The 26,634-nt window shown below is 56.8% G+C and carries 27 protein-coding genes; 15 read left to right on the forward strand and 12 right to left on the reverse strand.

Annotated elements, in window-relative coordinates; translation table 11 throughout:
* Positions 1-155: 155 nt before the first annotated feature.
* The 3 genes from ACGS9J_RS15180 to pstB are packed head-to-tail and all read left to right on the forward strand — an operon-like array spanning position 156 to position 4,808.
* Positions 156-2,318: an ABC transporter permease subunit gene (locus ACGS9J_RS15180; protein WP_442231693.1), complete on the forward strand. Its 2,163-nt coding sequence runs from the start codon at positions 156-158 to the stop codon at positions 2,316-2,318.
* A complete protein-coding gene (gene pstA / locus ACGS9J_RS15185) occupies positions 2,315-3,967 on the forward strand; it encodes a phosphate ABC transporter permease PstA (protein ID WP_442231694.1) in 1,653 nt (550 codons plus the stop codon). Before ACGS9J_RS15180 ends, pstA begins: the two co-directional genes overlap by 4 nt.
* 28 nt (positions 3,968-3,995) lie before the next feature.
* The gene (pstB, locus tag ACGS9J_RS15190) at positions 3,996-4,808 is read left to right on the forward strand and encodes a phosphate ABC transporter ATP-binding protein PstB (protein ID WP_442231695.1); all 813 of its coding nucleotides are present in this window, start codon (positions 3,996-3,998) and stop codon (positions 4,806-4,808) included.
* 78 nt (positions 4,809-4,886) lie between these two features.
* Here pstB and speG read toward each other — a convergent pair whose 3' ends face one another.
* The 3 genes from speG to purM all read right to left on the reverse strand — a co-directional run bounded on the left by speG (position 4,887) and on the right by purM (position 7,249).
* Positions 4,887-5,441 carry a spermidine N1-acetyltransferase gene (speG, locus tag ACGS9J_RS15195; RefSeq protein ID WP_442231696.1) on the reverse strand — a complete coding sequence of 185 codons (555 nt, stop codon included), beginning with the start codon at positions 5,439-5,441 and terminating at the stop codon, positions 4,887-4,889.
* A gap of 132 nt (positions 5,442-5,573) precedes the next feature.
* A complete protein-coding gene (gene purN / locus ACGS9J_RS15200; RefSeq protein WP_442231697.1) occupies positions 5,574-6,212 on the reverse strand; it encodes a phosphoribosylglycinamide formyltransferase in 639 nt (212 codons plus the stop codon).
* Positions 6,209-7,249, reverse strand: a complete 1,041-nt coding sequence (purM, locus tag ACGS9J_RS15205) for a phosphoribosylformylglycinamidine cyclo-ligase (protein WP_442231698.1) — start codon at positions 7,247-7,249, stop codon at positions 6,209-6,211. The genes purN and purM overlap by 4 nt, the downstream gene beginning before the upstream one ends.
* 255 nt (positions 7,250-7,504) lie before the next feature.
* On the opposite strand from purM, the gene upp reads away from it, so the two are divergent.
* Positions 7,505-8,131 (forward strand): uracil phosphoribosyltransferase, encoded by a 627-nt coding sequence (gene upp / locus ACGS9J_RS15210; RefSeq protein ID WP_020828072.1) that lies wholly within the window; start codon positions 7,505-7,507, stop codon positions 8,129-8,131.
* A 152-nt stretch (positions 8,132-8,283) separates the two neighbouring features.
* Positions 8,284-9,573, forward strand: a complete 1,290-nt coding sequence (gene uraA, locus ACGS9J_RS15215) for a uracil permease (RefSeq protein ID WP_442231699.1) — start codon at positions 8,284-8,286, stop codon at positions 9,571-9,573.
* 49 nt (positions 9,574-9,622) lie between these two features.
* Here the strand turns inward: uraA and ACGS9J_RS15220 are convergent, their stop codons facing one another.
* Both ACGS9J_RS15220 and ACGS9J_RS15225 read right to left on the reverse strand, forming a co-directional pair.
* Positions 9,623-9,871, reverse strand: coding sequence for a GlsB/YeaQ/YmgE family stress response membrane protein (locus ACGS9J_RS15220; RefSeq protein WP_002487967.1), 249 nt, complete (start codon positions 9,869-9,871; stop codon positions 9,623-9,625).
* A gap of 29 nt (positions 9,872-9,900) precedes the next feature.
* Positions 9,901-10,416 (reverse strand): E3 ubiquitin--protein ligase, encoded by a 516-nt coding sequence (locus ACGS9J_RS15225; RefSeq protein WP_442231700.1) that lies wholly within the window; start codon positions 10,414-10,416, stop codon positions 9,901-9,903.
* A gap of 227 nt (positions 10,417-10,643) precedes the next feature.
* Between ACGS9J_RS15225 and hda the strand changes: the two genes are divergently transcribed.
* Complete coding sequence (gene hda / locus ACGS9J_RS15230; RefSeq protein ID WP_442231735.1) at positions 10,644-11,345, forward strand: DnaA inactivator Hda; 702 nt, start codon at positions 10,644-10,646, stop codon at positions 11,343-11,345.
* A 15-nt stretch (positions 11,346-11,360) separates the two neighbouring features.
* On the opposite strand, the gene ACGS9J_RS15235 is transcribed toward hda, so the two are convergent.
* The 3 genes from ACGS9J_RS15235 to ACGS9J_RS15245 all read right to left on the reverse strand — a co-directional run bounded on the left by ACGS9J_RS15235 (position 11,361) and on the right by ACGS9J_RS15245 (position 14,023).
* On the reverse strand, positions 11,361-11,900 hold the full coding sequence (locus tag ACGS9J_RS15235) for a helix-turn-helix transcriptional regulator (protein WP_442231701.1): 540 nt from the start codon (positions 11,898-11,900) through the stop codon (positions 11,361-11,363).
* A gap of 277 nt (positions 11,901-12,177) precedes the next feature.
* A complete protein-coding gene (arsC, locus tag ACGS9J_RS15240) occupies positions 12,178-12,531 on the reverse strand; it encodes an arsenate reductase (glutaredoxin) (protein ID WP_442231702.1) in 354 nt (117 codons plus the stop codon).
* 22 nt (positions 12,532-12,553) lie between these two features.
* On the reverse strand, positions 12,554-14,023 hold the full coding sequence (locus ACGS9J_RS15245; RefSeq protein ID WP_442231703.1) for a beta-barrel assembly-enhancing protease: 1,470 nt from the start codon (positions 14,021-14,023) through the stop codon (positions 12,554-12,556).
* Positions 14,024-14,409: 386 nt separating this feature from the next.
* Here ACGS9J_RS15245 and ACGS9J_RS15250 point away from each other — a divergent pair, with 386 nt between their 5' ends.
* Both ACGS9J_RS15250 and ACGS9J_RS15255 read left to right on the forward strand, forming a co-directional pair.
* Complete coding sequence (locus ACGS9J_RS15250) at positions 14,410-14,952, forward strand: RrF2 family transcriptional regulator (protein ID WP_442231704.1); 543 nt, start codon at positions 14,410-14,412, stop codon at positions 14,950-14,952.
* A gap of 145 nt (positions 14,953-15,097) precedes the next feature.
* On the forward strand, positions 15,098-16,306 hold the full coding sequence (locus ACGS9J_RS15255) for an NAD(P)/FAD-dependent oxidoreductase (RefSeq protein ID WP_442231705.1): 1,209 nt from the start codon (positions 15,098-15,100) through the stop codon (positions 16,304-16,306).
* Between the two features lie 144 nt (positions 16,307-16,450).
* Here ACGS9J_RS15255 and ACGS9J_RS15260 read toward each other — a convergent pair whose 3' ends face one another.
* Complete coding sequence (locus tag ACGS9J_RS15260) at positions 16,451-16,657, reverse strand: DUF2767 family protein (protein ID WP_262033250.1); 207 nt, start codon at positions 16,655-16,657, stop codon at positions 16,451-16,453.
* A gap of 29 nt (positions 16,658-16,686) precedes the next feature.
* Positions 16,687-17,142 (reverse strand): Lrp/AsnC family transcriptional regulator, encoded by a 456-nt coding sequence (locus ACGS9J_RS15265; protein ID WP_020828061.1) that lies wholly within the window; start codon positions 17,140-17,142, stop codon positions 16,687-16,689.
* Positions 17,143-17,347: 205 nt separating this feature from the next.
* Between ACGS9J_RS15265 and ACGS9J_RS15270 the strand changes: the two genes are divergently transcribed.
* On the forward strand, positions 17,348-17,965 hold the full coding sequence (locus ACGS9J_RS15270; RefSeq protein WP_442231706.1) for a LysE family translocator: 618 nt from the start codon (positions 17,348-17,350) through the stop codon (positions 17,963-17,965).
* Between the two features lie 263 nt (positions 17,966-18,228).
* Positions 18,229-19,299 carry an AI-2E family transporter gene (locus ACGS9J_RS15275; RefSeq protein ID WP_442231707.1) on the forward strand — a complete coding sequence of 357 codons (1,071 nt, stop codon included), beginning with the start codon at positions 18,229-18,231 and terminating at the stop codon, positions 19,297-19,299.
* Between the two features lie 42 nt (positions 19,300-19,341).
* Here the strand turns inward: ACGS9J_RS15275 and bcp are convergent, their stop codons facing one another.
* Positions 19,342-19,806 carry a thioredoxin-dependent thiol peroxidase gene (gene bcp, locus ACGS9J_RS15280; protein WP_442231708.1) on the reverse strand — a complete coding sequence of 155 codons (465 nt, stop codon included), beginning with the start codon at positions 19,804-19,806 and terminating at the stop codon, positions 19,342-19,344.
* 2 nt (positions 19,807-19,808) lie between these two features.
* Positions 19,809-20,414 (reverse strand): glycine cleavage system transcriptional repressor, encoded by a 606-nt coding sequence (locus ACGS9J_RS15285; protein ID WP_197022814.1) that lies wholly within the window; start codon positions 20,412-20,414, stop codon positions 19,809-19,811.
* A gap of 110 nt (positions 20,415-20,524) precedes the next feature.
* Between ACGS9J_RS15285 and dapA the strand changes: the two genes are divergently transcribed.
* The 5 genes from dapA (at position 20,525) to ACGS9J_RS15310 (ending at position 26,537) form a co-directional block, all read left to right on the forward strand.
* Complete coding sequence (gene dapA / locus ACGS9J_RS15290; protein WP_442231709.1) at positions 20,525-21,406, forward strand: 4-hydroxy-tetrahydrodipicolinate synthase; 882 nt, start codon at positions 20,525-20,527, stop codon at positions 21,404-21,406.
* 16 nt (positions 21,407-21,422) lie between these two features.
* A complete protein-coding gene (bamC, locus tag ACGS9J_RS15295) occupies positions 21,423-22,475 on the forward strand; it encodes an outer membrane protein assembly factor BamC (RefSeq protein ID WP_442231710.1) in 1,053 nt (350 codons plus the stop codon).
* A 249-nt stretch (positions 22,476-22,724) separates the two neighbouring features.
* The gene (purC, locus tag ACGS9J_RS15300; protein ID WP_442231711.1) at positions 22,725-23,438 is read left to right on the forward strand and encodes a phosphoribosylaminoimidazolesuccinocarboxamide synthase; all 714 of its coding nucleotides are present in this window, start codon (positions 22,725-22,727) and stop codon (positions 23,436-23,438) included.
* Positions 23,439-23,603: 165 nt separating this feature from the next.
* Positions 23,604-24,470, forward strand: coding sequence for a KPN_02809 family neutral zinc metallopeptidase (gene ypfJ / locus ACGS9J_RS15305; protein ID WP_012146218.1), 867 nt, complete (start codon positions 23,604-23,606; stop codon positions 24,468-24,470).
* A 54-nt stretch (positions 24,471-24,524) separates the two neighbouring features.
* A complete protein-coding gene (locus tag ACGS9J_RS15310) occupies positions 24,525-26,537 on the forward strand; it encodes a tRNA(Met) cytidine acetyltransferase TmcA (RefSeq protein ID WP_442231712.1) in 2,013 nt (670 codons plus the stop codon).
* The last annotated feature ends 97 nt before the right edge of the window (positions 26,538-26,634 follow it).

Below are 26,634 nucleotides of genomic sequence, written 5' to 3' on the forward strand. Positions count from 1 at the left end.
TTTTTCAGCAATATATGGGTTTAATAATGTTAATCAGTAGCGTTAAGTTCGATACGAGCGGCGGGCAACTTTGTCATGCAAACGTCATAAAACTGACATAAGATGCCCGGTTATTCTATGGCACAAGCCTGCTTACATCAGCGACAGCGAGAGACATGGCACAAACTACGGTAAACCAACATCCCCGGGATCGCCTGCGTGCGCGCATCGACCGTAGTGTGCAGGCGGCTGTTACCGTCAGCGGGCTGCTGGTGTTGATGACGTTGATGCTGATCTTCGTTTACCTGCTGTTTGCGGTGCTGCCGCTGTTTAAACCGGCGGCGATGGGGCAGGCGAAGCCGCTGGCGATTAGCACCTCCGCGCCTGCGCTGGCGCTGGGGATGGATGTACAGCAGCGTATCGGTTATCGCATCGATGCGCAGGGCCAGGGCCAGTTCTACCCTCTGACGCAACAAGACGGCAAACCTCTGGCGCAACAGACGTTGCTGGCCAAACCGGCGTTGTTGACGCAGGCCGCCGGCGAACGCGATCTGTTTGCTTTGGCACAGGCCGACGGCCGGTTTATCGTTGCCAGCGCCGATTTTGCTGCCGCAGGGGCGTCGGCCCCGCAGTGGCTGTTTCCGCTTGGGCAACGGCCGCTGGCGTTGGATAAACAGGGCAGACCCTTAACCTTGCTGGCGCTGGCCGAGGCGCGGCGCGGCCAGTATCTGCTGGCCGGGGTCACCCAGGATCGCCGTTTGGTGTTTGGTCGTTTCGGCAATGACTCGCCGCCGCGGCTGAGCGAAATTGCGTTGGACAGTACGGCGCAGCAGTTGGTGCTGACGCCGGACGGCCGTCAATTGTACCTGTTGACGGGGAACCGACTGGCGCGTTACCACATTAACGACACGCAGTTGCTGCTAAAAGAAACCCGCACTCTCGGCGACCATCCCCCTTATCAACTGACGGCGTTGCCGGGCGGCAGCGCATTGCTGATCGAAGCGGCTGACGGCGGCGTGCGTGAATGGTTTGATGTCGAAAAAGATCGGCGCTGGCAACTGACGCCGGTGCAGCATTTCGACCACCAGTCCGAGCCGCAGGATTTGCTGGTGGCCGAGCCTTATCGGCGGGTGTTCGCCACCCTGAGGCCCGACGGCGGTTTCTCGCTGTTTTCCAGCATTCAGCCGCAACCCTTACTGAATGGCAGGCTGAACGCCCGAGTACAGCAGATGGCGTTCGCCCCGCGCGGTGACGGCCTGTTGCTGGAAACGGCGCAAGGCTGGCAACATTATGCGATCGACAACCCTTATCCCGACGTTACCTGGCGCTCGCTGTGGCATAAGGTGTGGTACGAAAATTACCCCGAGCCGGCCTACGTCTGGCAATCCACCTCCGGCGAAGACAGCTACCAGGCCAAATTCAGCCTGATGCCGGTCATTTTCGGCACCTTCAAGGCGGCAGCCTACGCCATGCTGTTCGCCATTCCGCTGGCGCTGGCCGGGGCGATTTATACCGCCTATTTCATGTCGGCCGGGCTGCGGCGAGTGATTAAACCGGCTATTGAGGTGATGGGGGCCTTGCCGACGGTGGTGATTGGGCTGGTGGCCGGCATCTGGCTGGCGCCGGTGATTGAACATTACCTGCTGGCAGTGCTGTCGCTGCCGCTGCTGTTGGCGGCGGTCGTACTGGCCTGCGGTGCGCTGGTTAACCGGTTTGCGCCGCGCCGTCTGCCGCCGGGCGTCGATCTGCTGATCCTGCTGCCGTTGATGATACTGACCGTCTGGCTGGCGTTCAGCGTGGGGCCGTGGCTGGAGGTGAAACTGTTCGGTGAGCCGCTGCATTTCTGGCTGGGCGATGATTATGATCAGCGCAATGCGCTGGTGGTTGGCGTGGCGATGGGCTTTGCGCTGGTCCCGATCATCTTTTCGTTGGCGGAGGACGCTCTGTTCAGCGTGCCTGCCACGCTGAGCCAGGGATCGCTGGCGCTGGGCGCGACCCAGTGGCAAACCGTCATGCGGGTGGTGTTGCCTTCGGCCAGCGCCGGCATTTTCTCGGCGCTGATGATTGGTTTTGGTCGTGCGGTGGGGGAAACCATGATTGTGCTGATGGCGACCGGCAATACGCCGGTTATCGACGGTAGCCTGTTCCAGGGGCTGCGTGCCCTGGCGGCCAATATTGCCATCGAAATGCCGGAAGCGGTCGCCGACAGCAGCCACTATCGGGTGCTGTTCCTGACCGCGCTGGTGTTGTTTATTTTCACCTTTGTCTTTAACACGCTGGCGGAGGCGATCCGGCTGCGGCTGCGTGAACGTTACACGCTGAACCAGGAGGCGCCATGAAGCTCTGGGCCAAAAGCGGTTCACCGTGGATCTGGCTGACCGCCGGATCGGTGGCCGTCAGCCTGTTGGCGTTGATCGGTATTATGCTGTTGCTGGCCGGGCAGGGGATGCGTTATTTCTGGCCCAGCCCGGTTTATCAGTTTGAGCTGAACCAGAGTTCGGCAGGGCCGGTGACGATGATTGGCGAGCTGTATCAGCAGCAGAGCATCCCGCGCCGCCAACTGCTGGAGTCCGGCATCGCGCTGCCGCCGGGGGATGCGCAGAGTTTTGAACGCTACCTGATCAAGGTGGGCAACCGCGAGAGCGAAGGGCAGGATTTCCGCACGTTGCTGGCCGGTGACATCGTTCGCCAAAGCGCGCCGCGCGATCTGTTGGTACTGGAGCGCAACAACAACGGCACCGCTTACGGCTATCTGGCCGGAATGCTGGAAGACGGTCAGCCGCTGACCGGCCGCAATCTCAGCCAGGCGCTGCTGCAGCGTTTACCGCAGATTGCCGCGCTTTCCCGCCAGGCCCATGATATTCAGTTTCGCGATATGGCCCGTATTAACCAAAGGTTCGATGCGTTGCGCCTGCGTGAGAAAAGCCTGCAGCGTGACGACCGGCTCGATGCCCGTGCGCAGGCATCAATCAAAGCCGAGCGGCTGGAACTGCAACGCCAATACGGACTGCTTTCAGAGCGGCTGGAAGGTTTGAACCGCGATCGCCACCGCGATGCGCTGCTGCTGCGCGACATGCACGGCCAGACTCACACCATTGCCCTTAGCCAGGTGCGCGATGCCTGGTATCCCAATGCGATGAATACCACGCAGAAACTGGTGCACTGGGGTGAGCAGGTGAAGAAATTCCTCAGCGACAGCCCGCGTGAGGCCAATACCGAAGGCGGCGTATTCCCGGCGATTTTCGGCACGGTGCTGATGGTGATCCTGATGTCGATCGTGGTGATGCCGTTTGGCGTGATTGCCGCGGTTTACCTGCATGAGTACGCCGGCAATAATCTGCTGACCCGGCTGATCCGCATCGCGGTGGTCAATCTGGCCGGGGTACCCTCGATTGTCTACGGCGTGTTTGGTCTCGGCTTCTTCGTCTATATGATTGGCGGCACGCTCGATCAGCTGTTCTATCCGGAGTCGCTGCCCAACCCGACCTTTGGCACGCCGGGCGTGTTGTGGGCGGCGCTGACGCTGGCGTTGCTGACGTTGCCGGTGGTGATTGTCGCCACCGAAGAGGGGTTGTCGCGCATTCCTGCTTCGTTACGTCAAGGCTCGCTGGCGCTGGGTGCCAGCCGGGCGGAAACATTGTGGCGTATTGTCTTGCCGATGGCGGCACCGGCGATGATGACCGGTCTGATCCTGGCGGTAGCGCGTGCTGCCGGAGAGACGGCGCCATTAATGCTGGTGGGCGTAGTAAAATCCGTGCCGGTGCTGCCGGTGGATGATATTTTCCCGTATCTGCATCTGGAGCGGAAGTTTATGCACCTGAGCTTCCAGATTTACGATATGGCCTTCCAGAGCCCGAGCGTGGAAGCTGCGCGGCCACTGGTGTTCGCCACCGCCTTCCTGCTGGTGGCGATTGTGGTGGGTTTGAATCTGGCGGCGATGGGCATTCGCCATTCGCTGAGGGAGCGGTACAGAGCATGGTCGCAGTAACAACGACGTTATTCCTGGGGAGTGCCTAATGAGTTTGATGACGCCAGGCAGTTTGCCCCGGCTGGATGTCCAGCATCTTGATGATGAACATACCGCGCTGGCGGTAAACGACCTCAACCTGTTTTATGGCGAAAAACAGGTGCTGCACAATATCTCGCTGCGCATTCCCAAACACCGGGTGACGGCGCTGATCGGCCCGTCCGGCTGCGGTAAATCCACGCTGCTGCGCTGCTTCAACCGCATGAACGATCTGGTGGATAACTGCCGGATTGAAGGCGATCTGCAACTGAACGGTCAGAGTATTGGCGATGCGCAAATCGATGTCGCGGCCTTAAGGCGGCGGGTCGGTATGGTATTCCAACGGCCAAACCCGTTCCCGAAATCGATTTATGAAAACGTGGTGTATGGCCTGCGCCTGCAGGGCGTGCGTGACCGACGGATCCTGGATGAAGCCGTGGAACGCTCGCTGCGAGCCGCCGCGCTGTGGCACGAGGTGAAAGACCGGCTGCGCGAGAACGCGTTTCGCCTTTCCAGTGGCCAGCAGCAAAGGTTGGTGATTGCCCGGGCGATAGCCATCGAGCCGGAAGTGTTGTTGTTGGATGAGCCGACCTCAGCGCTGGATCCGATCTCCACCCTGACCATTGAAGAGCTGATTTCCGCGTTGAAGCAGCACTACAGCGTGGTGCTGGTGACGCACAACATGCAGCAGGCGGCACGCGTCTCCGATTACACGGCGTTTATTCACCAGGGCCGCTTGGTGGAATACAACGACACCGACAGTATCTTTACCTCACCGCGCCAGCGCCGCACCGAGGATTATATTACCGGGCGCTATGGCTGATGCGGCAGTTATCCTTTCCTGACGGTGGGATAGACTTCCTGTTTCATGACAGTAAAAACCCGCTTTCGCGGGTTTTTATTACTTCACCAGAGGTTTATCGCTGACGGGCGTTTTGAACTTCGCCAGATACTGCGGCTGGAAAATGCACATGCGCAGTACGGTGCGGTATTCGCCGTTAACGAAGAATTCGTCAATCAGCTCGCCTTCGACTTCGAAGCCCAGCTTGCTGTAGATGTGGATCGCCTTCGGGTTCTCTTTGTCGACGATCAGGTAAAGTTTGTACAGGTTCAGCACCGAGAAGCCGTATTCCATCGCCAGCTTGGCGGCGATAGTGGCGTAACCTTTGCCCTGATGCGTCGGATCGATGATGATCTGGAATTCGGCGCGGCGGTGGATATGGTCGATCTCCACCAGTTCGACCAACCCGACCTTGGCACCCTGATGTTCGATGATAAAGCGGCGTTCGCTCTGGTCGTGGATGTGTTTGTCGTAAAGATCGGAAAGTTCTACGAAGGCTTCATAGGGTTCTTCAAACCAATAGCGCATCACGCTGGCGTTGTTGTCCATCTGGTGGACAAACGTCAAATCATCCCGTTCCAGTGGGCGTAGCCTGACGCTGGTAGTGCTGGACATGTGTGTTCCTCAATGTCGTTGTAGATAGGGGGCGGTTGCCACTGTGGGGAAGTATAACGTCGGTGACCGGGTTGCGGCGAAAAAAAACGGCGCCGTGAGCGGCACCGTTTCGAGTGAGTTTAGATTGGCGCTTTAATCTGCTGCATGCCCCTGTTCGGGCAGGCGTTCGCCATCCAGCCAGGCGGCGTTATCGCGCATTGCCAGGCGCCCTTCGACAAACCAGTTCACCACCAGCGGGTAAATAGTGTGTTCCTGAGCCTGCACCCGCTCAACCACATCGTCTTCCTCGTCACCGGGGAAGATAGGCACCTTGGCCTGCAGGATCACCGGGCCGCCATCGAGCTGTTCGGTCACGAAGTGCACCGAAGTGCCGTGTTCGCTGTCGCCGTTGTCGATGGCCTGACGGTGAGTATGCAGCCCTGGGTATTTGGGCAGCAGGGAAGGGTGGATATTCAGCATGCGTCCGGCATAGCGCTGCACAAACTGCGGGCTGAGGATGCGCATGTAGCCGGCCAGCACCACCAGATCCGGTTGGTATTGGTCGATGGCATCCGCCAGGGCGACGTCAAACGCTGCCCGGTCGGCAAAGGCCTTGGCATCCAGCGCATGAGCGGCAATAGCGGCCGCTTCTGCACGTTGCAGGCCGTAAGCCTGCGCCTTGTTGCTGAACACCGCCACAATCTCGCCGGCAATTCTGCCCTGCTGGCAGGCGTCAATCAGCGCCTGGAGATTACTCCCCTGGCCGGAGACCAACACCACGATCTTTTTCATCCGTTGATAACCACTTGCTGTTCGTCAGAAGAGGCGGTCAGTTTACCGATCTTCCACGCTTTTTCACCGGCAGCGGTCAACAATGCGATGGCAGATTCAACGGCTTCTTCCGGCAGTGCGATCACCATGCCCACGCCACAGTTAAAGGTGCGGTACATTTCGTGACGGCTGACGTTGCCGTTTTGCTGTAGCCAGTTGAACACGGCCGGCCACTGCCAGCTGGACTCATCGATCACAGCCTGCATACCTTCCGGCAGCACGCGCGGGATGTTTTCCCAGAAGCCGCCACCGGTCAGGTGAGCGATAGCATGCACGTCGATTTTCTCGATCAGCTCCAACACGGACTTCACATAAATCTTGGTCGGCGCCAGCAGATGGTCGGCCAGCGGTTTGCCTTCCAGGTCGGTGGTAGTTGGGTCGGTGTTGCTGACTTCCAGAATTTTGCGTACCAGCGAGTAGCCGTTGGAGTGCGGGCCGGAAGCGCCCAGGGCGATCAAGGCATCGCCGGACTGAACCTTGCTGCCGTCGATAATCTCGGATTTTTCGACCACGCCGACGCAAAAGCCGGCGACGTCGTAGTCTTCGCCGTGGTACATGCCCGGCATTTCGGCGGTTTCACCGCCCACCAGTGCACAGCCGGACTGCTTGCAGCCTTCGGCGATGCCGGTGATCACGCTGGCCGCGGTGTCCACGTCCAGTTTGCCGGTGGCAAAGTAATCCAGGAAGAACAGCGGCTCAGCGCCCTGTACCACCAGGTCGTTCACACACATTGCGACCAGATCGATGCCGATGGTGTCGTGTCGTTTCAGGTCCATCGCCAGACGCAGCTTGGTGCCTACGCCGTCGGTACCGGAAACCAGTATCGGCTCGCGGTATTTCTGCGGCAACGCACACAGGGCGCCAAAACCGCCCAGACCACCCATCACTTCCGGGCGGCGGGTCTGTTTAACTACACCTTTGATGCGGTCTACCAATGCATTGCCAGCATCGATATCGACACCTGCGTCTTTATAGCTGAGAGAGGTTTTGTCGGTCACTGCGCGATCCCCACGACGGTTTGCGGTTTGAATACTGTGCTTCCGGCATTGATTCCGGAATAAGGCGCGGCAATTCTAACAGCGCAGGCAAACGTTTGCGAGTGGCTTGTGAACCAGCTCCGCTTTTTCGTCATCTATACTGTTATTCAAACTTTTGTTGATCCCGATCGGGCTATTGTGGGTGGCGCAGTCGGCAAAAGGAGGTATAATCCGGCGATTTTTTTGGCCGTAAACCACCTTAATAGGAGAAAAATGATGAAGATCGTTGAGGTGAAACACCCGCTGGTGAAACACAAGCTTGGCCTGATGCGTGAAAATGATATCAGCACCAAACGCTTCCGTGAGCTGGCCTCAGAAGTGGGTAGTTTGCTGACCTATGAAGCGACCGCCGATCTGGAAACAGAGAAAGTCACCATCGATGGCTGGTGCGGCCCGGTTGAAATAGACCAGATTAAAGGGAAAAAAATTACCGTTGTGCCTATTCTGCGTGCCGGTCTGGGCATGATGGAAGGGGTACTGGAAAACGTACCGAGCGCGCGTATCAGCGTGGTTGGCGTTTACCGTGACGAAGAAACTCTGGAGCCGGTGCCGTATTTCCAAAAGCTGGTTTCCAACATCGAAGAGCGTTTGGCACTGGTTGTCGATCCTATGCTGGCTACCGGCGGCTCGATGATTGCCACTATCGACCTGCTGAAGAAAGCCGGCTGTAACAGCATCAAGGTGCTGGTATTGGTTGCCGCGCCGGAAGGTATCGCCGCGCTGGAGAAAGCGCACCCGGACGTCGAGCTGTACACCGCCTCCATCGATCAATGCCTGAACGAGAAAGGTTACATCGTACCGGGCCTGGGTGATGCGGGCGATAAGATATTTGGTACCAAATAACAAAAATAAGCCGACTGATGAGTCGGCTTTTTAATGCTCGTCGTCTTTCAAGCTACAGCGTTATTACCCTTGCAGCCTGACTGTAACTTGAAATCCATTGAGCATTGATAGTCAAACCAACACAACTGATAACGACCCAGAGGAAAACATCCATGACCCGTCGCGTGATCGGCGTCAGCGAGCGCCCGCCACTATTCCAGACTATTCCGCTCAGTTTTCAGCACCTGTTCGCCATGTTTGGCGCTACCGTGCTGGTGCCTATTTTATTCAAGATAAACCCGGCGACGGTGCTGCTGTTTAACGGCGTTGGCACGCTGCTGTACCTGTTTATCTGCAAGGGCAAGATCCCGGCTTATCTCGGTTCCAGCTTTGCGTTCATTTCCCCGGTGCTGCTGCTGTTGCCGCTGGGTTATGAGGTGGCGTTGGGCGGTTTTATCATGTGCGGGGTGTTGTTCTGCCTGGTCGCGCTGCTGGTCAAAAAAGCCGGTACCGGCTGGCTGGACGTCATTTTCCCTCCGGCGGCGATGGGGGCGATTGTCGCGGTCATCGGCCTGGAATTGGCCGGTGTGGCGGCGAATATGGCGGGCTTGCTGCCGGCCGACGGCGTCAGCGCAGACACCACTACCATCACTATCTCGCTGGTGACGCTGGGCGTGACCATTCTGGGCTCGGTGCTGTTCCGCGGTTTTCTGGCCATTATCCCGATCCTGATCGGCGTGCTGGTGGGATATGCGCTGTCGTTCTTTATGGGCGTGGTGGATTTGACCCCGATCCGCGAGGCGCACTGGTTCGCGCTGCCGACGTTCTACACCCCACGTTTTGAATGGTTCGCCATCTTCACCATCCTGCCGGCGGCGCTGGTAGTGATTGCCGAGCACGTCGGCCACCTGGTGGTGACTGCGAATATCGTCAAGAAAGATCTGCTCCGTGACCCTGGCCTGCACCGTTCGATGTTCGCCAACGGCATCTCGACGGTGATTTCCGGTTTCTTCGGCTCTACGCCCAACACCACCTACGGTGAAAATATCGGCGTGATGGCCATCACCAAGGTTTACAGCACCTGGGTGATTGGCGGTGCGGCGATTCTGGCGATCCTGCTTTCCTGCGTCGGCAAACTGGCTGCGGCCATCCAGGCGGTACCGGTGCCGGTGATGGGCGGTGTATCACTGCTGCTGTACGGGGTAATTGGTGCCTCTGGTATTCGCGTGCTGATTGAATCCAAAGTGGATTACAACAAGGCGCAAAACCTGATCCTGACCTCGGTGATCCTGATTATCGGCGTCAGCGGGGCCAAGGTGCACATCGGCGCTGCCGAGTTGAAAGGCATGGCGCTGGCGACCATTGTCGGCATCGGCCTCAGCCTGCTGTTTAAGGTTATCAGCCTGTACCGCAAGGAAGAGGATGTGATCGAAGCGCCGGACGAGTCGGCCGAACAGCAGTAATGAAAACGGGCAGCCAAATGGGCTGCCCGTTTTGTCAGTGCGCAATAAATTAACTGCGGATTTTACGGTATACAAACAGCACGACGATGGCGCCAATCACTGCCACCACGAAGCTGCCGAAGTTGAAACCGTCAACTCTGCCGTAGCCAAAGAAGGTGCTGATATAGCCCCCAACCACGGCGCCGACAATACCCAGGACGACGGTCAGAATAAAACCGCCGCCGTCTTTGCCTGGCATAATCCACTTGGCTAAAATACCGGCGATCAGGCCGAAGATAATCCAGGAAATAATCCCCATTTACTGCTCCTTTCTTTTGTTGCTAAGTATTATTGTTGTGCGGCCGGCGGGGTATTTTCTTTCCCAGCTGCATCGGCATCACTTTTTAATTCTTCCGCTTTATTCTCAGCGCTGTTTTTAATCGCTTCGGTTTTCGCTTTGGCTTGTTCGGTCAGATCGTTGGCACCATTAATGGCATCGTTCTTAATGGTTTTCGCCTGATCGACCAACTGCTGGCTCTGTTTGGCTGCATCGTCTTTGATGGCGGCGGCCTTGGCTTTCGCATCATTGGTGATGGCATCCGCCTGCTTGGCGGCATCGTCTTTAATCACCGAGGCCTTGTCTTTCAATTGATCGGCCTGGGTGGTGGCCTCTTTCTTGATGTCCTTGGCCACCGCGGCGGCTTTATCGGTCAGATCGTCCGCTTTTTTCTGTGCGGCGTCTTTCATCTGCTCTGCGCTGTCTTTGGCTTTTTCAAGATTGGCGTCGACTTTGGATGAGTCATCGCAGCCGGCAAGCAATAGCCCAATGATTGAGGCCAAAATCACTTTATTCCATACTTTCATTGTCTATATCCTTGTAGAAACCTTGTTATGGCGATTGCGTTTCGCCTTTCTATACTAGGATAAGTCTTGGATAAAATACAAATTTCACCGACGATAGCGCAGGAAAAATTTACCTCGTCGGGAGCCTTTGTTCACTATTACGGCATAAAATCCTGCCGGTTCAACAGAGCCTGTTTTCTGTGGTAGACTTACCGCGTTTTCCTGCCAGTTTTGGTTGAGGTGCTTTTCTGAATACGCCGGCACAGCTTTCACTGCCACTTTATCTTCCCGATGATGAAACTTTTGCCAGTTTTTATCCGGGGGAGAACCCATCCCTATTGAGCGCGATCCAGTCCGCCGTTCGTCAGGAACATGGCAGCTATATCTATTTCTGGTCACGCGAGGGCGGTGGGCGCAGTCACCTGTTGCATGCGGCCTGTGCGGAGCTTTCGCAGCGCGGTGAAGCGGTGGGCTATGTGCCGCTGGATAAGCGAGCCTATTTCGTGCCGGAAGTGTTGGACGGTATGGAGCAGCTGGCGCTGGTATGCATCGATAATATCGAATGTATCGCCGGTGACGAAGAGTGGGAAATGGCGATCTTTAATCTCTACAACCGCATTCTGGAAACTGGCCGCACACGCCTGTTCATTACCGGCGATCGTCCGCCACGCCAATTGAATCTTTACCTGCCGGACCTGGCTTCACGCCTGGACTGGGGGCAAATCTACAAGCTACAACCACTGTCGGATGAAGAAAAACTGCTGGCCCTGCAACTGCGCGGCAAACTGCGCGGCTTTGAACTGCCGGAAGACGTCGGCCGTTTCCTGCTGAAACGGTTGGATCGCGAAATGCGCACCTTGTTTATGACGCTGGATCAACTCGATCACGCCTCAATCACCGCCCAGCGCAAGCTGACCATCCCGTTTGTGAAAGAGATCCTCGGGCTGTAATTGTGGCTCGCAGGCTTAATTTTCGCCGTGCTCCAGCAAGGTTAAGTAGCTCTCGATCTGGCCACGTTGTTTGCTGGCCCGGAGCTGCAACGCCAGATTGATGTTTTCCAGAAACAGCGCATTCTCGGCCAGTGCCTGGCCTATTTTCCCCTTACTCGCCAACCAGGCCGCGACGCTGTGCCAGTGCCATAACGGGGATGACCCCTTTAGCCTTTGAATGGGGGAAGGGAAATCTCCAGAGCCGCGAGTACCGTCCTTCAGCATCGCGATAGCTTGTCGCGACATGCCGGTGAGTTCGGCAATATCACTTAACCCTACCAGATGAGAATCGACCGCCATGACCTGCGCGTCTAAACCGGCGGATTCGATATTCCTGATGGCCCCAAGAATGGCGTTGGCGAAGCTATCGCTTTCTCTATCGAACTCCACGTAGACCGCTTTGCCATAAAAACAAATCAACCCGTCATCGCAACCACTGGCGTAGAGAGCGTCTTCCAAACCCGGGGTCTCTGACGTCACGCCGGCGAGTGTTAACGAGAAATTATAGAGTGTCATGATGATCCTCCTTTATCCTCGTGAAATGGCATAGGCTAAAGCAGCCTGAATATGTTTATTAGGATGGTTTTTCATCACCCGCCTACCTTCATTTTGAGGATATTTTAAGTGTTGACACATGTCAACAGTGGCTGTGTGTTAAAACAACACATTGGCGGGATAATATCAGCCAGGACTCAGGAGGATGATGAAAAGTATTTATATAACAATCAATTAAAAATAGCCCAGGTAAGGGCTATTATCATAATGTTGGTCAATAGAGTGCCGGATAGGGGACTTACAAAATCTCCAGTACCTGCTCCGGTGGTCGGCCGATACGCGCTTTGCTGCCTTTGACCACGATAGGGCGCTCAATCAGCTTCGGATTATCCACCATGGCCTGTAACAGCTGAGTTTCGCTCAGGCTCTCATCCGCCAGCTTCAATTCCTTGTACAGATCTTCTTTCTTACGCATCAGCTCGCGTGCGGAACCAAAACCCAGTTCTTTCAGCAGAGTCTTCAGCTGGTCTACCGATGGCGGCGTTTCAAGATACAGCACCACGTCAGGCGTCACGCCATGCTGTTCCAACAGCGCCAGGGTTTCGCGGCTCTTGGAGCAGCGTGGGTTGTGGTAAATAGTGACGTTTTTCATTTAACTTCATCCTTTATGAAAATCAGCTGCGCTGGTACTGGCGGAAACGTTCTTGCAACTGGCGCAACTGGTCGATGCGCGCATCATAACGCGCCTGTTTCAGGCTGCCGAGTTTTTGCAACGAACTGGCGTTGCTGAGTAAACCAATGGCTTGATCGAGACGGCCGGTCAGGGCCAGGCTTTCGGCGCGAGCGGAAAGCTCTTCATCGCGCAACCCTTGTGCGGCGCTTGCCTGCGCCAGCAGATCCCAGGCGTTGGGGTCGTCCGGGTGGGCGAAGGTGTAGCGGTTAAGAATTTTAGACGCCTGCGCCGGTTGGTTACCCTCAACATAGGCGTTGGCCAGGTTGAGCTGCAACACCGGGTTGTTGCTCTGGGCAGCATTGGCGGCTTGCAGACGGGCAATCGCCTGCGGTGCTCGTTTTTGACCCAGATCGATATCGGTCATCAGATCGATCAGCCAAACGTTTTTTGGATCTTGCGTCAGCATCGGTTGAATGAGGTTACGGGCATCATCATACTTTTTCGCCTCATAGAACAGGATGGCGCGGCCGTATTTGGCGGCCATCTGTTCGCGCACGTTACCTTTGCTGTAAGCGTCGAGCAGTTCTTCGCGCAGGCCGTAGCGCTCTGAACTGTACATGCCGAGCGAACGCACCTTGGCCATCAGGTAATCCTGCGTGGACTGCACCAGGTGTTTTGGCATCTGGTTGGCGCGGTTGCGCGCATCGGAAAGACGGCTGTCGGGCAGGGGGTGGGTCAGCAGCATTTCCGGCGGTTTGGAGGCGTACCGCGACTGGTCGGACAGTTTCTGCAAGAAATCGGGCATCGCTTCCGGATCGAACCCGGCGCGTTGCAGCACCTGGATGCCGATGCGGTCGGCTTCCTGCTCGTTCGATTGAGTAAAACTGATCATGCCTTGCTGGGTACCGGCCAGCGTGCCGCTCAACGCCGCCATCCCCATGGTCGGGTTGGCCATCGCCAGCAGGATTGAGCCAAGGGCGCCGACCCAGGTCAATGGGGCGTTGCGTTGCTGGTCTTCCATCGCCCGCGCCAGGTGGCGTTGGGTCACGTGCGAAATTTCGTGCGCCAGCACCGAAGCCAGCTGACTTTCATTGTCGGTTTCGCGGAACAGGGCAGAGTGCAACACCACGTTGCCGCCGAAGAAGGCGAAGGCGTTGATTTCGTCATTGCGCACCAGATAAAAATGAAACGGCGTGCGCACCGAATAGGCGCTCGCCACCAACCGGTTACCCAGTTGGTTAATGTATTGAGTCAGCAGGGGGTCGTTGATCAGAGGCGCGCTGGCGCGAAGCTGACGCACGTAGAAATCGCCCATCGCCATTTCCTGGCCAATGCTCAGGGTGCCGCCCGCAGAGGTGCCCATATCCGGCAATTGATCCTGGGTTTCCGCCTGCACCGGCGCCATTGCCGTGGCGTTGAGCGTGCCGAGCAACAGTACTGCAATCGCTGTTTTGGTCAACCGGGTGGTCATAGTCAGGCCTTTCCCTTAAATAGTCATTTCTAAGACGTCAGCATCACATAAGAGTTCTTTTTCCATGCCGGACTTGCCAGAACAATCAGTGTGAAAGCGTGTTGGCTCACAAAACTGCACGCGTTGCGGCATCCTGTCGGCAGATAACATCATAGTCAGCCGAAAGCGACAATGAAACTTCTGTTCGGCAATAATCAGACAGAATTGTTTTATTTTTCATTTCTGAATCTTCCCTTGGCGATCAACGCACTTGCGTCTCTGTCGTACGTCTTTCCGACGGCCACTCAAAAACAAAGACAAAGTTTGTCTGTGTTTTAATTGACAGAATAAACGTGGACTAATATAGTCTGCGTTATTGAATTCAAAAGTGCATCGCAAAACAGACTATGGCTTACATCACCACCAGCGTTGAATACGGCATCCACTGCTTGCTTTGGTTGGTCGGCGAGGATCAGCGTGCGCTCAGCAGCCGCGACCTCGCTGAACTGCAGGGGATTTCACCCAGTTTTCTGGCCAAAATCTTCCCCAAGCTGGAGAAGGCCGGGATCGTCGCGGCGAGCGAAGGCGTACGCGGCGGGTACCGGTTGGCTCGTCCTGCGGATGAAATCACGTTCCTGGAAATCATTGATGCCATTGAAGGGCATAAACCGTTGTTCGATTGCCAGGAAGTGCGCGGCCGTTGCGCGGTGTTCGACGATAGCCCGCCAGACTGGGCCGTATCCGGCAAGTGTGCGGTTCATGCGGTGATGCTGCAGGCCGAGAAGGCCATGCGTGATGCCCTTGCGGTACAAACCCTGGGCGCCGTCGCCGCTCGTTTTGGGCGCAAAGCGCCAGAGGGGTTCTTTGGCGAGGTCAACATCTGGATTGATGATCGTTTGAGCGAGCGCACGACTCGCAGCGGCAAGCCCGCCCGCGCCAAGCCACAATAACGCCTCCGCATTTTCTCTGATTCTTTTCCCGCCTGTGTGCCACAGGCGGTCACCCTTCTGCACCCTTTTTTCAGGCGCGGAGCGGTAAAACTCGCCTGAAAAATACTTCAGGCGCTCGACAACAGGTGTTTGAAGGAGTCATTCCATGACACAGAAAATAGTGATCGCCGGTTCTGGTTTTGCCGGGTTTTGGGCCGCCGTCTCCGCCATGCGAGCCGTATCGCTTGCCGGTAAGGAACAGGCCGTTGAGGTAACGATGGTCTCGCCGACCCCGAATGTCACGATCCGCCCAAGATTGTACGAAGCCGTGCTGGAAAATGTGAGTCCGGATATCTCGGCACAGCTTGCCGCCATTGGCGTTCGCCACCTGGCCGGTCTGGTTGAGCAGATAGACAGTGAAAACAAGACGCTGGTGGTAGAGCGCAGCGGAGGGCAAAAACTTCAGTTGGAATATGATCGCTTGGTGCTGGCGACCGGCAGCCAATTGTTCGTTCCTGCGGTGGCCGGTTTTGCCGAGCATGGATTCAATGTTGATACGCTGCAAAGCGCACAACGGCTGGATACCCATTTAAAAGCGCTGGTGTCGCAACCGGAAACCCCGGCACGTAATACCGTGGTGGTGGTCGGTGGCGGGCTGACCGGGCTGGAAAGCGCCACCGAAATGCCGATGCGCTTGCGCGCTATTTTGGGCAGCGAAGCCAATATCCGCGTGGTGATTGTCGATACCGCAGCCGAGGTTGGCGCGGGAATGGGGGCAGAACCTGCCGTGGTGATCCGCCAGGCATTGGAAGAATGCGGCGTTGAGTCACGAGCCGGGGTACGGGTGACGGGGATCGACGCCGGCAGTGTGACGCTGTCGAACGGTGAGCGCATTGCAACCGATACGGTGATACTGGCCGCCGGCGTGCGGGCGCATCCGTTGGTCGAACAGATCCCGGGTGAACGTGACAGCGCGGGGCGCATTATCGGCGATGCGTTCCTGCATGCCCCAGCGGCGGACGGCATTTTTGTTTCCGGGGATACGGTCAAGGCGGCGACCGACCCACTGGGCAATCATAGCCTGATGACCTGCCAGCATGCGATGAGCCTGGGCCGGGTGGCGGGCCATAATGCCGCCGCGGAACTGGTGGGCTTGCCGGTGCATCCTTACAGCCAGCCGAAGTATGTGACCTGTCTTGATCTCGGTGCCTGGGGCGCGCTCTACACCGAAGGTTGGGATCGCCAGGTGCGCTTCACGCGTGAAGAGGGCAAAAAGATCAAACAGGAAATCAACACTCAGTGGATCTATCCGCCGGCAGCGGATCGCCAGGCGCTGTTCGCCGTTGCCAATCCCGATTTCGTGATTGTGCCTTGATGCCCCATGGGAGCGTCTCCGCTCCCATTTTTATCGCCGGAGCGGCCGGCGGCAATTTGCATCGACAGCCGCTGTGCGCCATGAAACTTTTGCCCTGGCAATATCAGGCCATGTGGTCGTTAACAATAATTTCGCCCGCGTTGCTTATCGTTCCAGCCACTCAATCGCCAATTCGCGCGCTTCATCCAGATTGACATCCCGGCCTTCGCGGGTAATCGCCGTTTTAAGCTCATTGATCACGTCCGTTTTTTGCGTTTCATGCTCTTCATTGGCCAACGCCAGGAAGGCATCGCCTACCACCGTGCATATGCCGATGTACAAGGCTTTTGAGTCCTCGAAACCACTGTTCATAACTGTTTCCTCTTGGGTCTGATTGGGCTTTATAACGGCAGAAAGGGGCGGTCCTGCACCACGCTTTTCATCACCAGAGTGGAGGTCAAACGCTGAACCCCCGGCAAGGCGGAAAGCTGTTCGTCGTAAAGCCGCTGGAAAGCCGGTAAATCGCGGGCGATGACATGCAACAGATAGTCGGGATCGCCGAACAACCGCTGCGCCTGAATAACCTGGGGAATATCCACCATGGCGTTTTCGAAGGCTTCAACAGCCTGGCGATCCCCTTCCCGCATGGTGACGAAAACCAGTGCGGAAAAGTTAAAGCCCAGGCTGCCGGGATCGAGATGGGCACGATAGCCTCTGATCACCCCGGATTGTTCCAACGCACGCACCCTGCGGTGGCAGGGGGAAACGCTGAGCCCAATTCGGTCAGCCAGGTCGGTAACAGAAAGACGCCCATCAAACTGAAGTTCAGCAAGGATTTTGCGGTCTATCTTATCCATTTGGAAAAATTTCCCTCAATTTGCGATTTATAAGCAAATAATTGAAACCACATTCTAACAACTTGAGGATATTCTTTTCAATAATTGAACAATTTTGGACATTATTGGCTTTTTAGCCGTTGGATTGTCCACCGGAGGCGCGTTAAATGATTAAACGGATAAGCCAACCCACCGCGTATCGGCGACTGTATAAGGCGCTGTGTTCATGACGCCCGCCATTTTTGCGGCGTTTTGGGCCGTTTCGATCCTGTTTGTGATTACGCCAGGCCTGGATTGGGCCTATATCTTATCGGCCGGTATGCGCGGCCGGGTGGTGGTGCCTGCGGTGGTGGGATTATTGTTCGGGCACCTTATCGCCATCGCGATCGTGGCAGCGGGGGTGGGCACTTTGGTCGCCGGAACGCCCATGGCCCTCACGGCGCTGACTCTGATTGGTGCGGCATATTTGCTCTGGATCGGTTTTAGCATGCTGCGCCATCCGCAGACACCGAATTCTGGCGAGGGGCAAGATTGCGGCTCCTGGCTGCGTTGGGCCGGCAAAGGGGTTTGCGTCAGCGGTCTGAATCCCAAGGTTTTTCTGCTGTTTTTGGCTCTTCTGCCCCAGTTCACCGACGCCAACGCCAGTTGGTCGATTCCGATGCAGATCCTCGTGCTTGGCCTGTTGCATCTGATCAGCTGTGGGTTGGTCTATCTGGCGGTGGGGTTTGGCTCGCAGTCGGTATTGCAGACGCGCCCACAGGCTGCGCGGGTTGTCAGCCGTTTTTCTGGCGCTGCCATGGTGATCATCGCTATCGGGCTGCTCGCTGAGCAAGCGTTGAAATAATGGCTCAGGCGCCGATATCAGTAAAAAGCCCGCATCAGCGGGCCTGAAAAGCCGTCTTTGTAACCCCCTGCAATAAACCGATCTTTTTCTTTCCCCCTGTCTGTACCATCCATCGCTGGATGGCAAAGGGGCGTCATGGTACAACCATACGCTTAATACCCGGTCTTCAGCCTTTCCTCTTTTTGGCTTAGCCAGAGTTCGGTCAATATACTTATTACAGGAACAGCAATGCCTGCCAGTCAAACCTCTAGGAGCCTTCTCTGATGCTGGAGATGTTATTACAGTGGTACCGCCGCCGTTTTACCGACCCGCAGGCCATCGCGCTGTTGGTGATCCTGCTCGCCGGGTTCCTCATTCTCTATTTTCTGCATGGCATTCTGACCCCGCTGCTGGTGGCTATTGTGCTGGCGTACCTGTTGGAGTGGCCGACCGCGCGGTTGCAGCGCATCGGCTGTTCGCGTAATTGGGCGGCGAGCATGGTGATGATCATGTTTGCCGGCATCGCGATGCTGCTGGTGTTTGTGGTGGCCCCGACGGCCTGGCAGCAGGGCATCAACCTGATGACCGATCTGCCGGGCATGCTCAATCAGTTCTATAACTTTGCTGCGACGCTGCCCAAGCGTTACCCGGCGCTGGTGGATGCCGGCATCATCGACATGATGGCGGAAAATCTGCGCGGCCGCCTGTCGGGCATGGGCGAGTCGGTAGTGAAGTTCTCGCTGGCCTCGTTGGTCGGTCTGCTGACGCTGGCGATTTACCTGATCCTGGTGCCAATGATGATGTTCTTCCTGCTGAAGGACAAAGAGCAGATGCTCAACGCCGTGCGGCGGGTGCTGCCGCGCAATCGCGGGCTGGCCGGGCAGGTGTGGATCGAGATGAACCAACAGATCACCAACTATATTCGCGGCAAGGTGCTGGAGATGGTGATTGTCGGTGTGGCGACCTATCTGGTGTTCGTGGTGCTGGATATGCGCTATTCGCTGCTGCTGGCGGTGCTGGTCGGTTTCTCGGTGCTGATCCCCTATATCGGCGCGGTGCTGGTGACCATTCCGGTGGTGGTGGTGGCGATGTTCCAATGGGGTGTCGGTGCCGACTTTTGGACGCTGATCGTCGCCTATCTGATCGTTCAGGGGCTGGATGGCAACCTGTTGGTGCCGATTTTGTTCTCTGAGGCGGTTAACCTGCATCCGCTGGTGATTATTCTGTCGGTGATCATTTTCGGCGGGCTGTGGGGGTTCTGGGGGGTATTCTTTGCTATCCCGCTGGCGACGTTGGTGAAGGCGGTGATCCATGCCTGGCCGGACGAACTGCGGGTGGAGACGGAACAGGAATAAGCGAAATGACGAAGCGCAGCAGGCCGCTGCGCTTCGTGAGAATTATTGTTGCAGGTAACTCAGAACGATGTCGTGATGATTGGTGGTCTTGAAATCATCAAACACTTTTTCAACCTTGCCGTTGGTGTCGAGCAGGAAGCTGATGCGGTGAATGCCGTCATAGGTTTTGCCCATGAAGGTTTTCTCACCCCAAACGCCGAACTGCTGTGCTACCTGGTGATCCTCATCAGATAACAACGTGAAGTTTAACAACTCTTTCTCGGCAAAACGCGACAGCTTCTCTGGTTTATCCGTGCTGATGCCCAGAACTTCGACACCGGCTTTTTTCAAGTCGTCCATGTTATCCCGCAAACCGCAGGCCTGTACGGTACAACCCGGCGTCATCGCCTTGGGATAAAAATAAACCAGTACTCGCTGTCCCTGGAAGTCGGCCAAATTAATTTCCTCACCGTCCTGGTCAGGCAAACTAAAGTTCGGCGCTGTGTCACCGGCTTTCAATGGGCTCATCACTACTCTCCATCTTTCTCATCATGCTGTGGATAGTTCACAACGCTAATACTGCCTTGTGCTTTCAATTCTGTACATAGGCGATGAAAGGCTTGTTCAATATTTGATGCATCCTGATTGCCGGGACTGTGTGCGGTGATCTGGATATACAGCTGCGGCGGCAAGTCGCCTTCCGCGGGCTGGGTGCGCGACACCAGCTCGGCAATGTTCATCTGGCTGGAGTCGAACAGATCGGTAAAGCGCTCGATGATGTGCGGCGAGTCTTTCACTTCTACCTGCACCCACACCGTGGCCGGCATCGGTGGCCTCTCGTGCGAGTTGGTGCGCTTCATCACAATCAGCAGTTCCAACTCCGCGCCTTTTTGCGGCAGGGTCGATTCGATCAGGGTAATGGCGTTCCAACTGCCGGAAAGCAGCATGATGAAAGTGAACTCTTCACCCAGCATGGCCAGACGGCTATCTTCGATATTGCACCCGCAACTGCTGACGTGGCGGGTGATGGCATTGACGATTCCGGGGCGATCGGCGCCGAGCGCGGTAATCACGAGATAGTGTTCATCTGGCTTAGGCAAAATGGAGCTTCCTGTCGTGCTCAATGGGGTTACCATGGTAAACATAAAAAAAACCGCCTGCCAAGCGCTTACAACACCGTTGTTTGCTTGCTTTTGGATAGGCAGCAAAAGTACCATGAGTGACTTGTTTGTGGAGGGGACGGCCAATGTTTACGGGAAGTATTGTTGCACTGGTTACGCCGATGGACGACACAGGTGCTGTCGATCGCGCGAGCCTAAAAAAATTGATTGATTATCATGTAGCCAGTGGAACTGCGGCTATCGTTTCCGTAGGGACTACCGGCGAGTCCGCAACGCTTGCCCATGACGAGCACGTTGACGTGGTATTGCAGACGCTGGAACTGGCCGCAGGCCGTATTCCGGTGATCGCCGGTACCGGTGCCAACGCCACCGCTGAAGCCATTTCGCTGACCCAGCGCTTTGAAAATAGCGGCGTAGTGGGCTGCCTGACGGTCACGCCTTACTACAACAAACCGACTCAGGAAGGGCTGTATCAGCACTTCAAGGCGATTGCCGACAGCACCGCGCTGCCGCAGATCCTCTATAACGTGCCTTCGCGCACCGGGTGTGACATGCTGCCGCCGGTGATTGCGCGTTTGGCAAAAATTAAGAATATTGTTGCTGTTAAAGAGGCAACAGGGAACTTAAGTCGTGTAAGTCAGATCCAAGTGCTGGTTGATGATGAAGATTTCATTTTGCTGAGCGGCGATGACGCCAGCGGTCTGGATTTCATGCAACTGGGCGGCAAAGGGGTGATTTCCGTGACGGCCAACGTGGCGGCGCGTGAAATGGCGCAACTTTGCGCGCTGGCTGCACAGGGCAACTTTACTGAAGCACGCCGCTTAAATCAGCGCTTGATGCCGTTGCATCAGGATTTGTTTGTAGAAGCAAACCCAATTCCGGTGAAATGGGCCTGTAAGGCATTGGGATTGATGGCAACCGATACGATGCGTCTGCCTATGACGCCGTTGACCGACGCTGCCCGTCCGGTAGTGGAACGCGCGTTGAAAAGCGCCGGTTTGCTGTAACTCTAAGGGAAATTTGATGGTTTATTCATTGCAAAAGTCGACGGTAGCAAAAGTCGTGGGTATTTCGCTGGTTATGATGCTGGCCGCCTGTACCACCGATCAGCGTTACAAACGCCAGGTTAGCGGCGATGAGTCTTACCTCGATGCGTCGGTGCTCAAGCCACTGAACGCACCAGCCGGTATGATCCTGCCGGTGCAAAGCGGTAATTATGATGTTCCGGCCACCACGCTGAAAGGCGGCGTCGGCAAGCAACTGGATATTCGTCCGCCAGTGCAACCACTGGCATTGCTGAGCGGTTCACGCGCGCAATATGCCGGCGACAGCGGTACGCTGCTGCTGGAAAACAGCCCGCAGAACCAGAACCTGTGGTCGCGCGTTGTCAGCATGCTGCAGACGAAAAACATTGCGATCGCCTCACGTCAGGACGCTGGTCAAACCCTGACCACCGACTGGGTGAAGTGGAACCGTCTGGATGAAGACAACCAGTACGAAGGCCGCTATCAGATCAGCGTGCAGCAGCAGGGTTACCAGCAGGCACTGACGGTGAAAACCGTGGGTCTGCAGCAACAGGGTAAAACCGAGCAGATTACCGACCCGTCCGAAGTGCAGCGCTATAACGGCATGATGATGAATACCATCGTCGAAGGTCTGGACAAGCAGGACAACCTGGCGAGCAGCCAGACGGCCAACCGCTTCGGCGTGCTGGACGTGCAGAGCAGCGCGGATGATACCGGCCTGCCGATGCTGGTAGTTCGCGGTCCGTACACCGTGGTGTGGGATCGCCTGCCTGCGGCGTTGGAGAAACTGGGGATGAAAGTGGGTGACCGCAGCCGTCCGCAGGGCACCGTCGCCGTCACCTACAAATCCCTGAGCGGTAGCGATTGGGATGCGTTGGGCGCCAAGGATCCTGAACTGAAAGAAGGCGATTACAAACTGCAGGTGGGGGATTTGAACAACCGTACCAGCCTGCAATTTATCGATCCTAAAGGGAAGCCATTGACCCAGTCGCAAAACGACGGGTTGGTTGCGGCCTTCCAGGCAGCATTCAGTAAAACCAGCGTAAACTAACGGAAAAGGGGCTACGGCCCCTTTTTCTTTGAACAATACGGTATCGTTTGCGTCGCAGTTTTGGCACAATATACCCATCATTTTTGAAGCTACAACCGTGTTGGCTACGTGCATTCGCCCTGTCACTTACTTGAGTAAGCTCGCGGGGAGTCCCGCACCTGCCGCCTTGCTGTAACTCCCATTATTTTGGGTATATCACGCCTGTGTGTTAAAGCATTTTTAAAACAATTCTTTATTGGAGTATGTAAGATGCAAAAGCTAGCTGAGTTGTATCGCGGAAAGGCAAAAACCGTCTACACCACCGAAAACCCTGATTTGCTGGTGTTGGAGTTCCGCAACGATACGTCAGCACTGGATGGTCAGCGCATTGAGCAGTTCGATCGCAAAGGCATGGTGAACAACAAGTTTAACCATTTCATTATGAGCAAACTGGAAGAGGCCGGCATCCCGACGCAAATGGAACGCCTGCTGTCAGACAACGAAGTGCTGGTGAAAAAGTTGGACATGGTGCCGGTCGAGTGTGTGATCCGCAACCGCGCCGCCGGTTCACTGGTGAAGCGTCTGGGCATTGAAGAAGGCCTGGTCCTGAACCCGCCGCTGTTTGACCTGTTCCTGAAAAACGATGCCATGCACGATCCGATGGTCAATGAATCCTATTGTGCAACCTTTGGCTGGGTGAACAAAGAGCATCTGGCGCGCATGCGCGAGCTGAGCTACCAGGCGAACGACGTGCTGAGCAAACTGTTTGACGACGCGGGCCTGATCCTGGTCGACTTCAAGCTGGAATTCGGCCTGTTCAACGGCGAAGTGGTGCTGGGTGATGAGTTCTCCCCAGACGGCAGCCGTCTGTGGGACAAGAACACCCTGGACAAGATGGACAAAGACCGTTTCCGCCAGAGCCTGGGCGGCCTGATCGAAGCCTATGAAGAAGTGGCTCGCCGCATCGGCGTCAAGCTCGACTAAGCGTTTTCTCGCTATACGGGGTCTCTCCGGCCCCGTCATTTTCCTGACTTTCCTCGCCGTCTGTTCCTTCTGTCTGCATTTCCAGAAAAATTCTACATTTCCTTTGCCGCTGAGCATTTATAATGATCTACGTAACATGACAAAAACCTAATCTGGAGTTTATTTATGCGTTGGCAAGGGCGTCGGGAAAGTGACAATGTTGAGGATCGTCGCGGGCAGTCTTCAGGTCTGGGTGGCGGTGGCGGCGGTTTCCGTGTTCCTCGTGGCAAGGGCGGTATCGCTATTCTGGTCGTGGTGTTGGTGGCCGGTTATTATGGCATCGATCTCTCACCGTTGTTGAATGGCGGCGACGTTAGCCCGCAAACTCAACAGCAGAGTGCCAGCATCAGTCCAAAAGACGATGAGCTGGCTAAATTTACCTCGGTAGTGCTGGCTTCTACCGAAGATAACTGGAAAGAAGTTTTCCAGCGCATGGGCAAAACCTATCAGCCACCCAAACTGGTGATGTATCGCGGCGTGACGCGGACCAGTTGCGGTACCGGCCAGGCGGCTATGGGGCCATTCTATTGCCCGGGTGACAAAACGGTTTATATCGATCTGTCGTTCTATCAGGACATGAAAACCAAACTGGGTGCCGGCGGCGATTTTGCGCAGGCCTATGTGGTGGCGCACGAAGTCGGTCATCATGTGCAAAACCTGCTGGGCATCGAGCCGAAAGTGCGTCAGATGCAGCAGGGCGCCAGCCAGGCGGAAGTGAACCGCCTGTCGGTGAAAATGGAACTGCAGGCGGACTGCTTTGCCGGCGTGTGGGGCAAATATGCCGAGAAGCAGCAGATGTTGGAAGAGGGCGATTTGCAGGCGGCATTGAACGCCGCGCAGGCGATCGGCGACGACCGTTTGCAGCAGCAAGGACAGGGACGCGTGGTGCCGGACAGTTTCACCCACGGAACTTCGCAGCAGCGCTACACCTGGTTTAAACAGGGCTTCGACAGCGGCGATCCTAACACCTGCAACACTTTCGCATCCCGTTAACATGCAATGCCGGAGCCTGACTCCGGCATTTTTTTCAGGTGTGGATCCTCGGTTATGTTACAGGTAATGCAACAACTTATGCAGCAGCAGGGCATCAGGCGCTTGCTGGTGCTCAGTGGCGAGCCGCAATGGTGTCGCCAGCAGGCGCAACAGCTGGCGGCAACCCTGCCGGGCGACTGGCCGTGGGTGGGGGACAACCCGCCGCCGGGGATGTCGGCGCTGGCGAGTGGCGCGGTGCGGACACTGCTTGGGCAAGAGCGGCTGCATGCGGCGTTTGATGCGACAAAGGGATTGGACGTTGAAGCGCTGGCCGCGCTGGCGGGCACGCTGCGTGCCGGCAGTTGGCTGCTGTTGCTGACGCCGCCGTGGCGGCAGTGGCCGCAACAACCAGACCACGACAGCCTGCGCTGGAGCGACTGCCCACAGCCGATCACGACCCCGAATTTTATTCATCATCTGCAGCAGCACCTGGCGGCGGACAGCGAAGTCACTATCTGGCGACAGGATCAGGCGCTGACGTTGGCGCCATTGCCGACGCGCCCGCAGTGGCAGGCGCCGAATGGCCAACCGACCCTCGAACAGCAACGGCTGCTGGCGCAATTATTGAGTGCCAAGTCAGGCGTTTGGGTTTTGACCGCGGCACGTGGGCGTGGCAAATCCACGGTGGCGGGGATGCTGGTGGCGAACACCTCACTCACCTGCTGGTTAACCGGACCGAGCCGCGCCGCTACCGACGTTGCCGCCGAATGGGCGCAGGGCCGTGCGCAATTCTGGGCGCCGGACGCATTATTGGCCCATTGCCGCGAACATGACGTCAGCGAGGTGGGCTGGCTGCTGGTGGATGAAGCTGCGGCAATCCCCGGACCGCTGTTACAGCAACTGGTTAGCCATTTCCCGCGCGTGTTGCTGACCACCACGGTGCAGGGTTATGAAGGCACCGGCCGCGGCTTTTTACTCAAATTTTGCGCCGGACTGCCCGCGTTCCAGCCGCTGGGGCTACAGCAGCCAATGCGTTGGGCGCAGGGGGATGCCCTGGAGCGCGTCATAGACAACGCGTTGCTGTTCAACGAACAACCGCCCTGGCAGACGACGGAAAAGACGGTGAGCATCAGCGGGGCTGAACAGGGGATGCTGTGCGCCGATCCTCAACGGTTAGCGCGTTTTTACGCTTTGCTGAGCAGCGCCCATTACCGGACTTCACCGCTGGATCTACGGCGGCTGATGGATGCGCCCGGCATGCACTTTGGCCTGGCACAGGTAGAGGATGAGGTCGTGGGTGCCCTGTGGCTGGTTGAAGAAGGCGGTTTGAGCGCCGAATTGGCACACGAGGTGTGGGCCGGTCGGCGGCGACCGCGCGGCAATTTGGTGGCGCAATCGCTGGCGGCACACGGCGGCCAGTGGTGGGCACCGACGCTGCGTTCGCGACGTATCACCCGCATTGCGGTACTGCCTGCGTTACGTCAACAGGGCATTGCCCGCGAGCTGATAGAACAGCAGCGCCGACAAGCGCAGGGACTGGATTATCTCTCGGTCAGCTTTGGCTACACCGAACCGCTGTGGCGTTTTTGGCAATCTTGCGGCTTTGAACTGGCGCGCATCGGCAGCAAAACGGAGGCCAGCAGCGGTTGTTATACCGCCATGGCCATCTTGCCGTTGAGCGAACAGGGCGAGGCGTTGCGCCATGCGGCCCATAAACATCTGGCACGTGATTGGCGTTGGCTGCAGCCGCGTATCGAGTTGCAGTTAGAAATCACCGGTGACGACGGCGATACGCAGCTGGGGGAAGACGACTGGCGTGAGCTGGCCGGGTTTGCCTTCGCCCATCGGCCGCTGGAAGCCAGTCTGGGGGCGCTGCAACGTTTACTGCTGGCCAGCGCCTTGCCGTTGCCCGCGCTGCGCATGCATCTGCAACAGCAGTTGCCGCCGGCCGCCTGCGTCGAACTGCTGGGGTTCAGCGGGCAAAAGGTTTTGCTGCGCCGCTGGCGGCAGGAGGCGGGGTTGGCGCTTGAACAGCTGGAGGCACCACACTGCCTGCGCTGGAAAGCGTGGACGCAGTCGTTGCAATAAATTGAAGATGTTGCTCAATAAAACCCGATTTTCCTGATTTCTCAACGGCGTATAGTAGCTGGCAGAAACCGGGGCATCTGGCGCCGGACAGGATCTT

This window comes from Serratia quinivorans (genome assembly GCF_052113645.1).
Lineage (GTDB): Bacteria > Pseudomonadota > Gammaproteobacteria > Enterobacterales > Enterobacteriaceae > Serratia > Serratia quinivorans_B.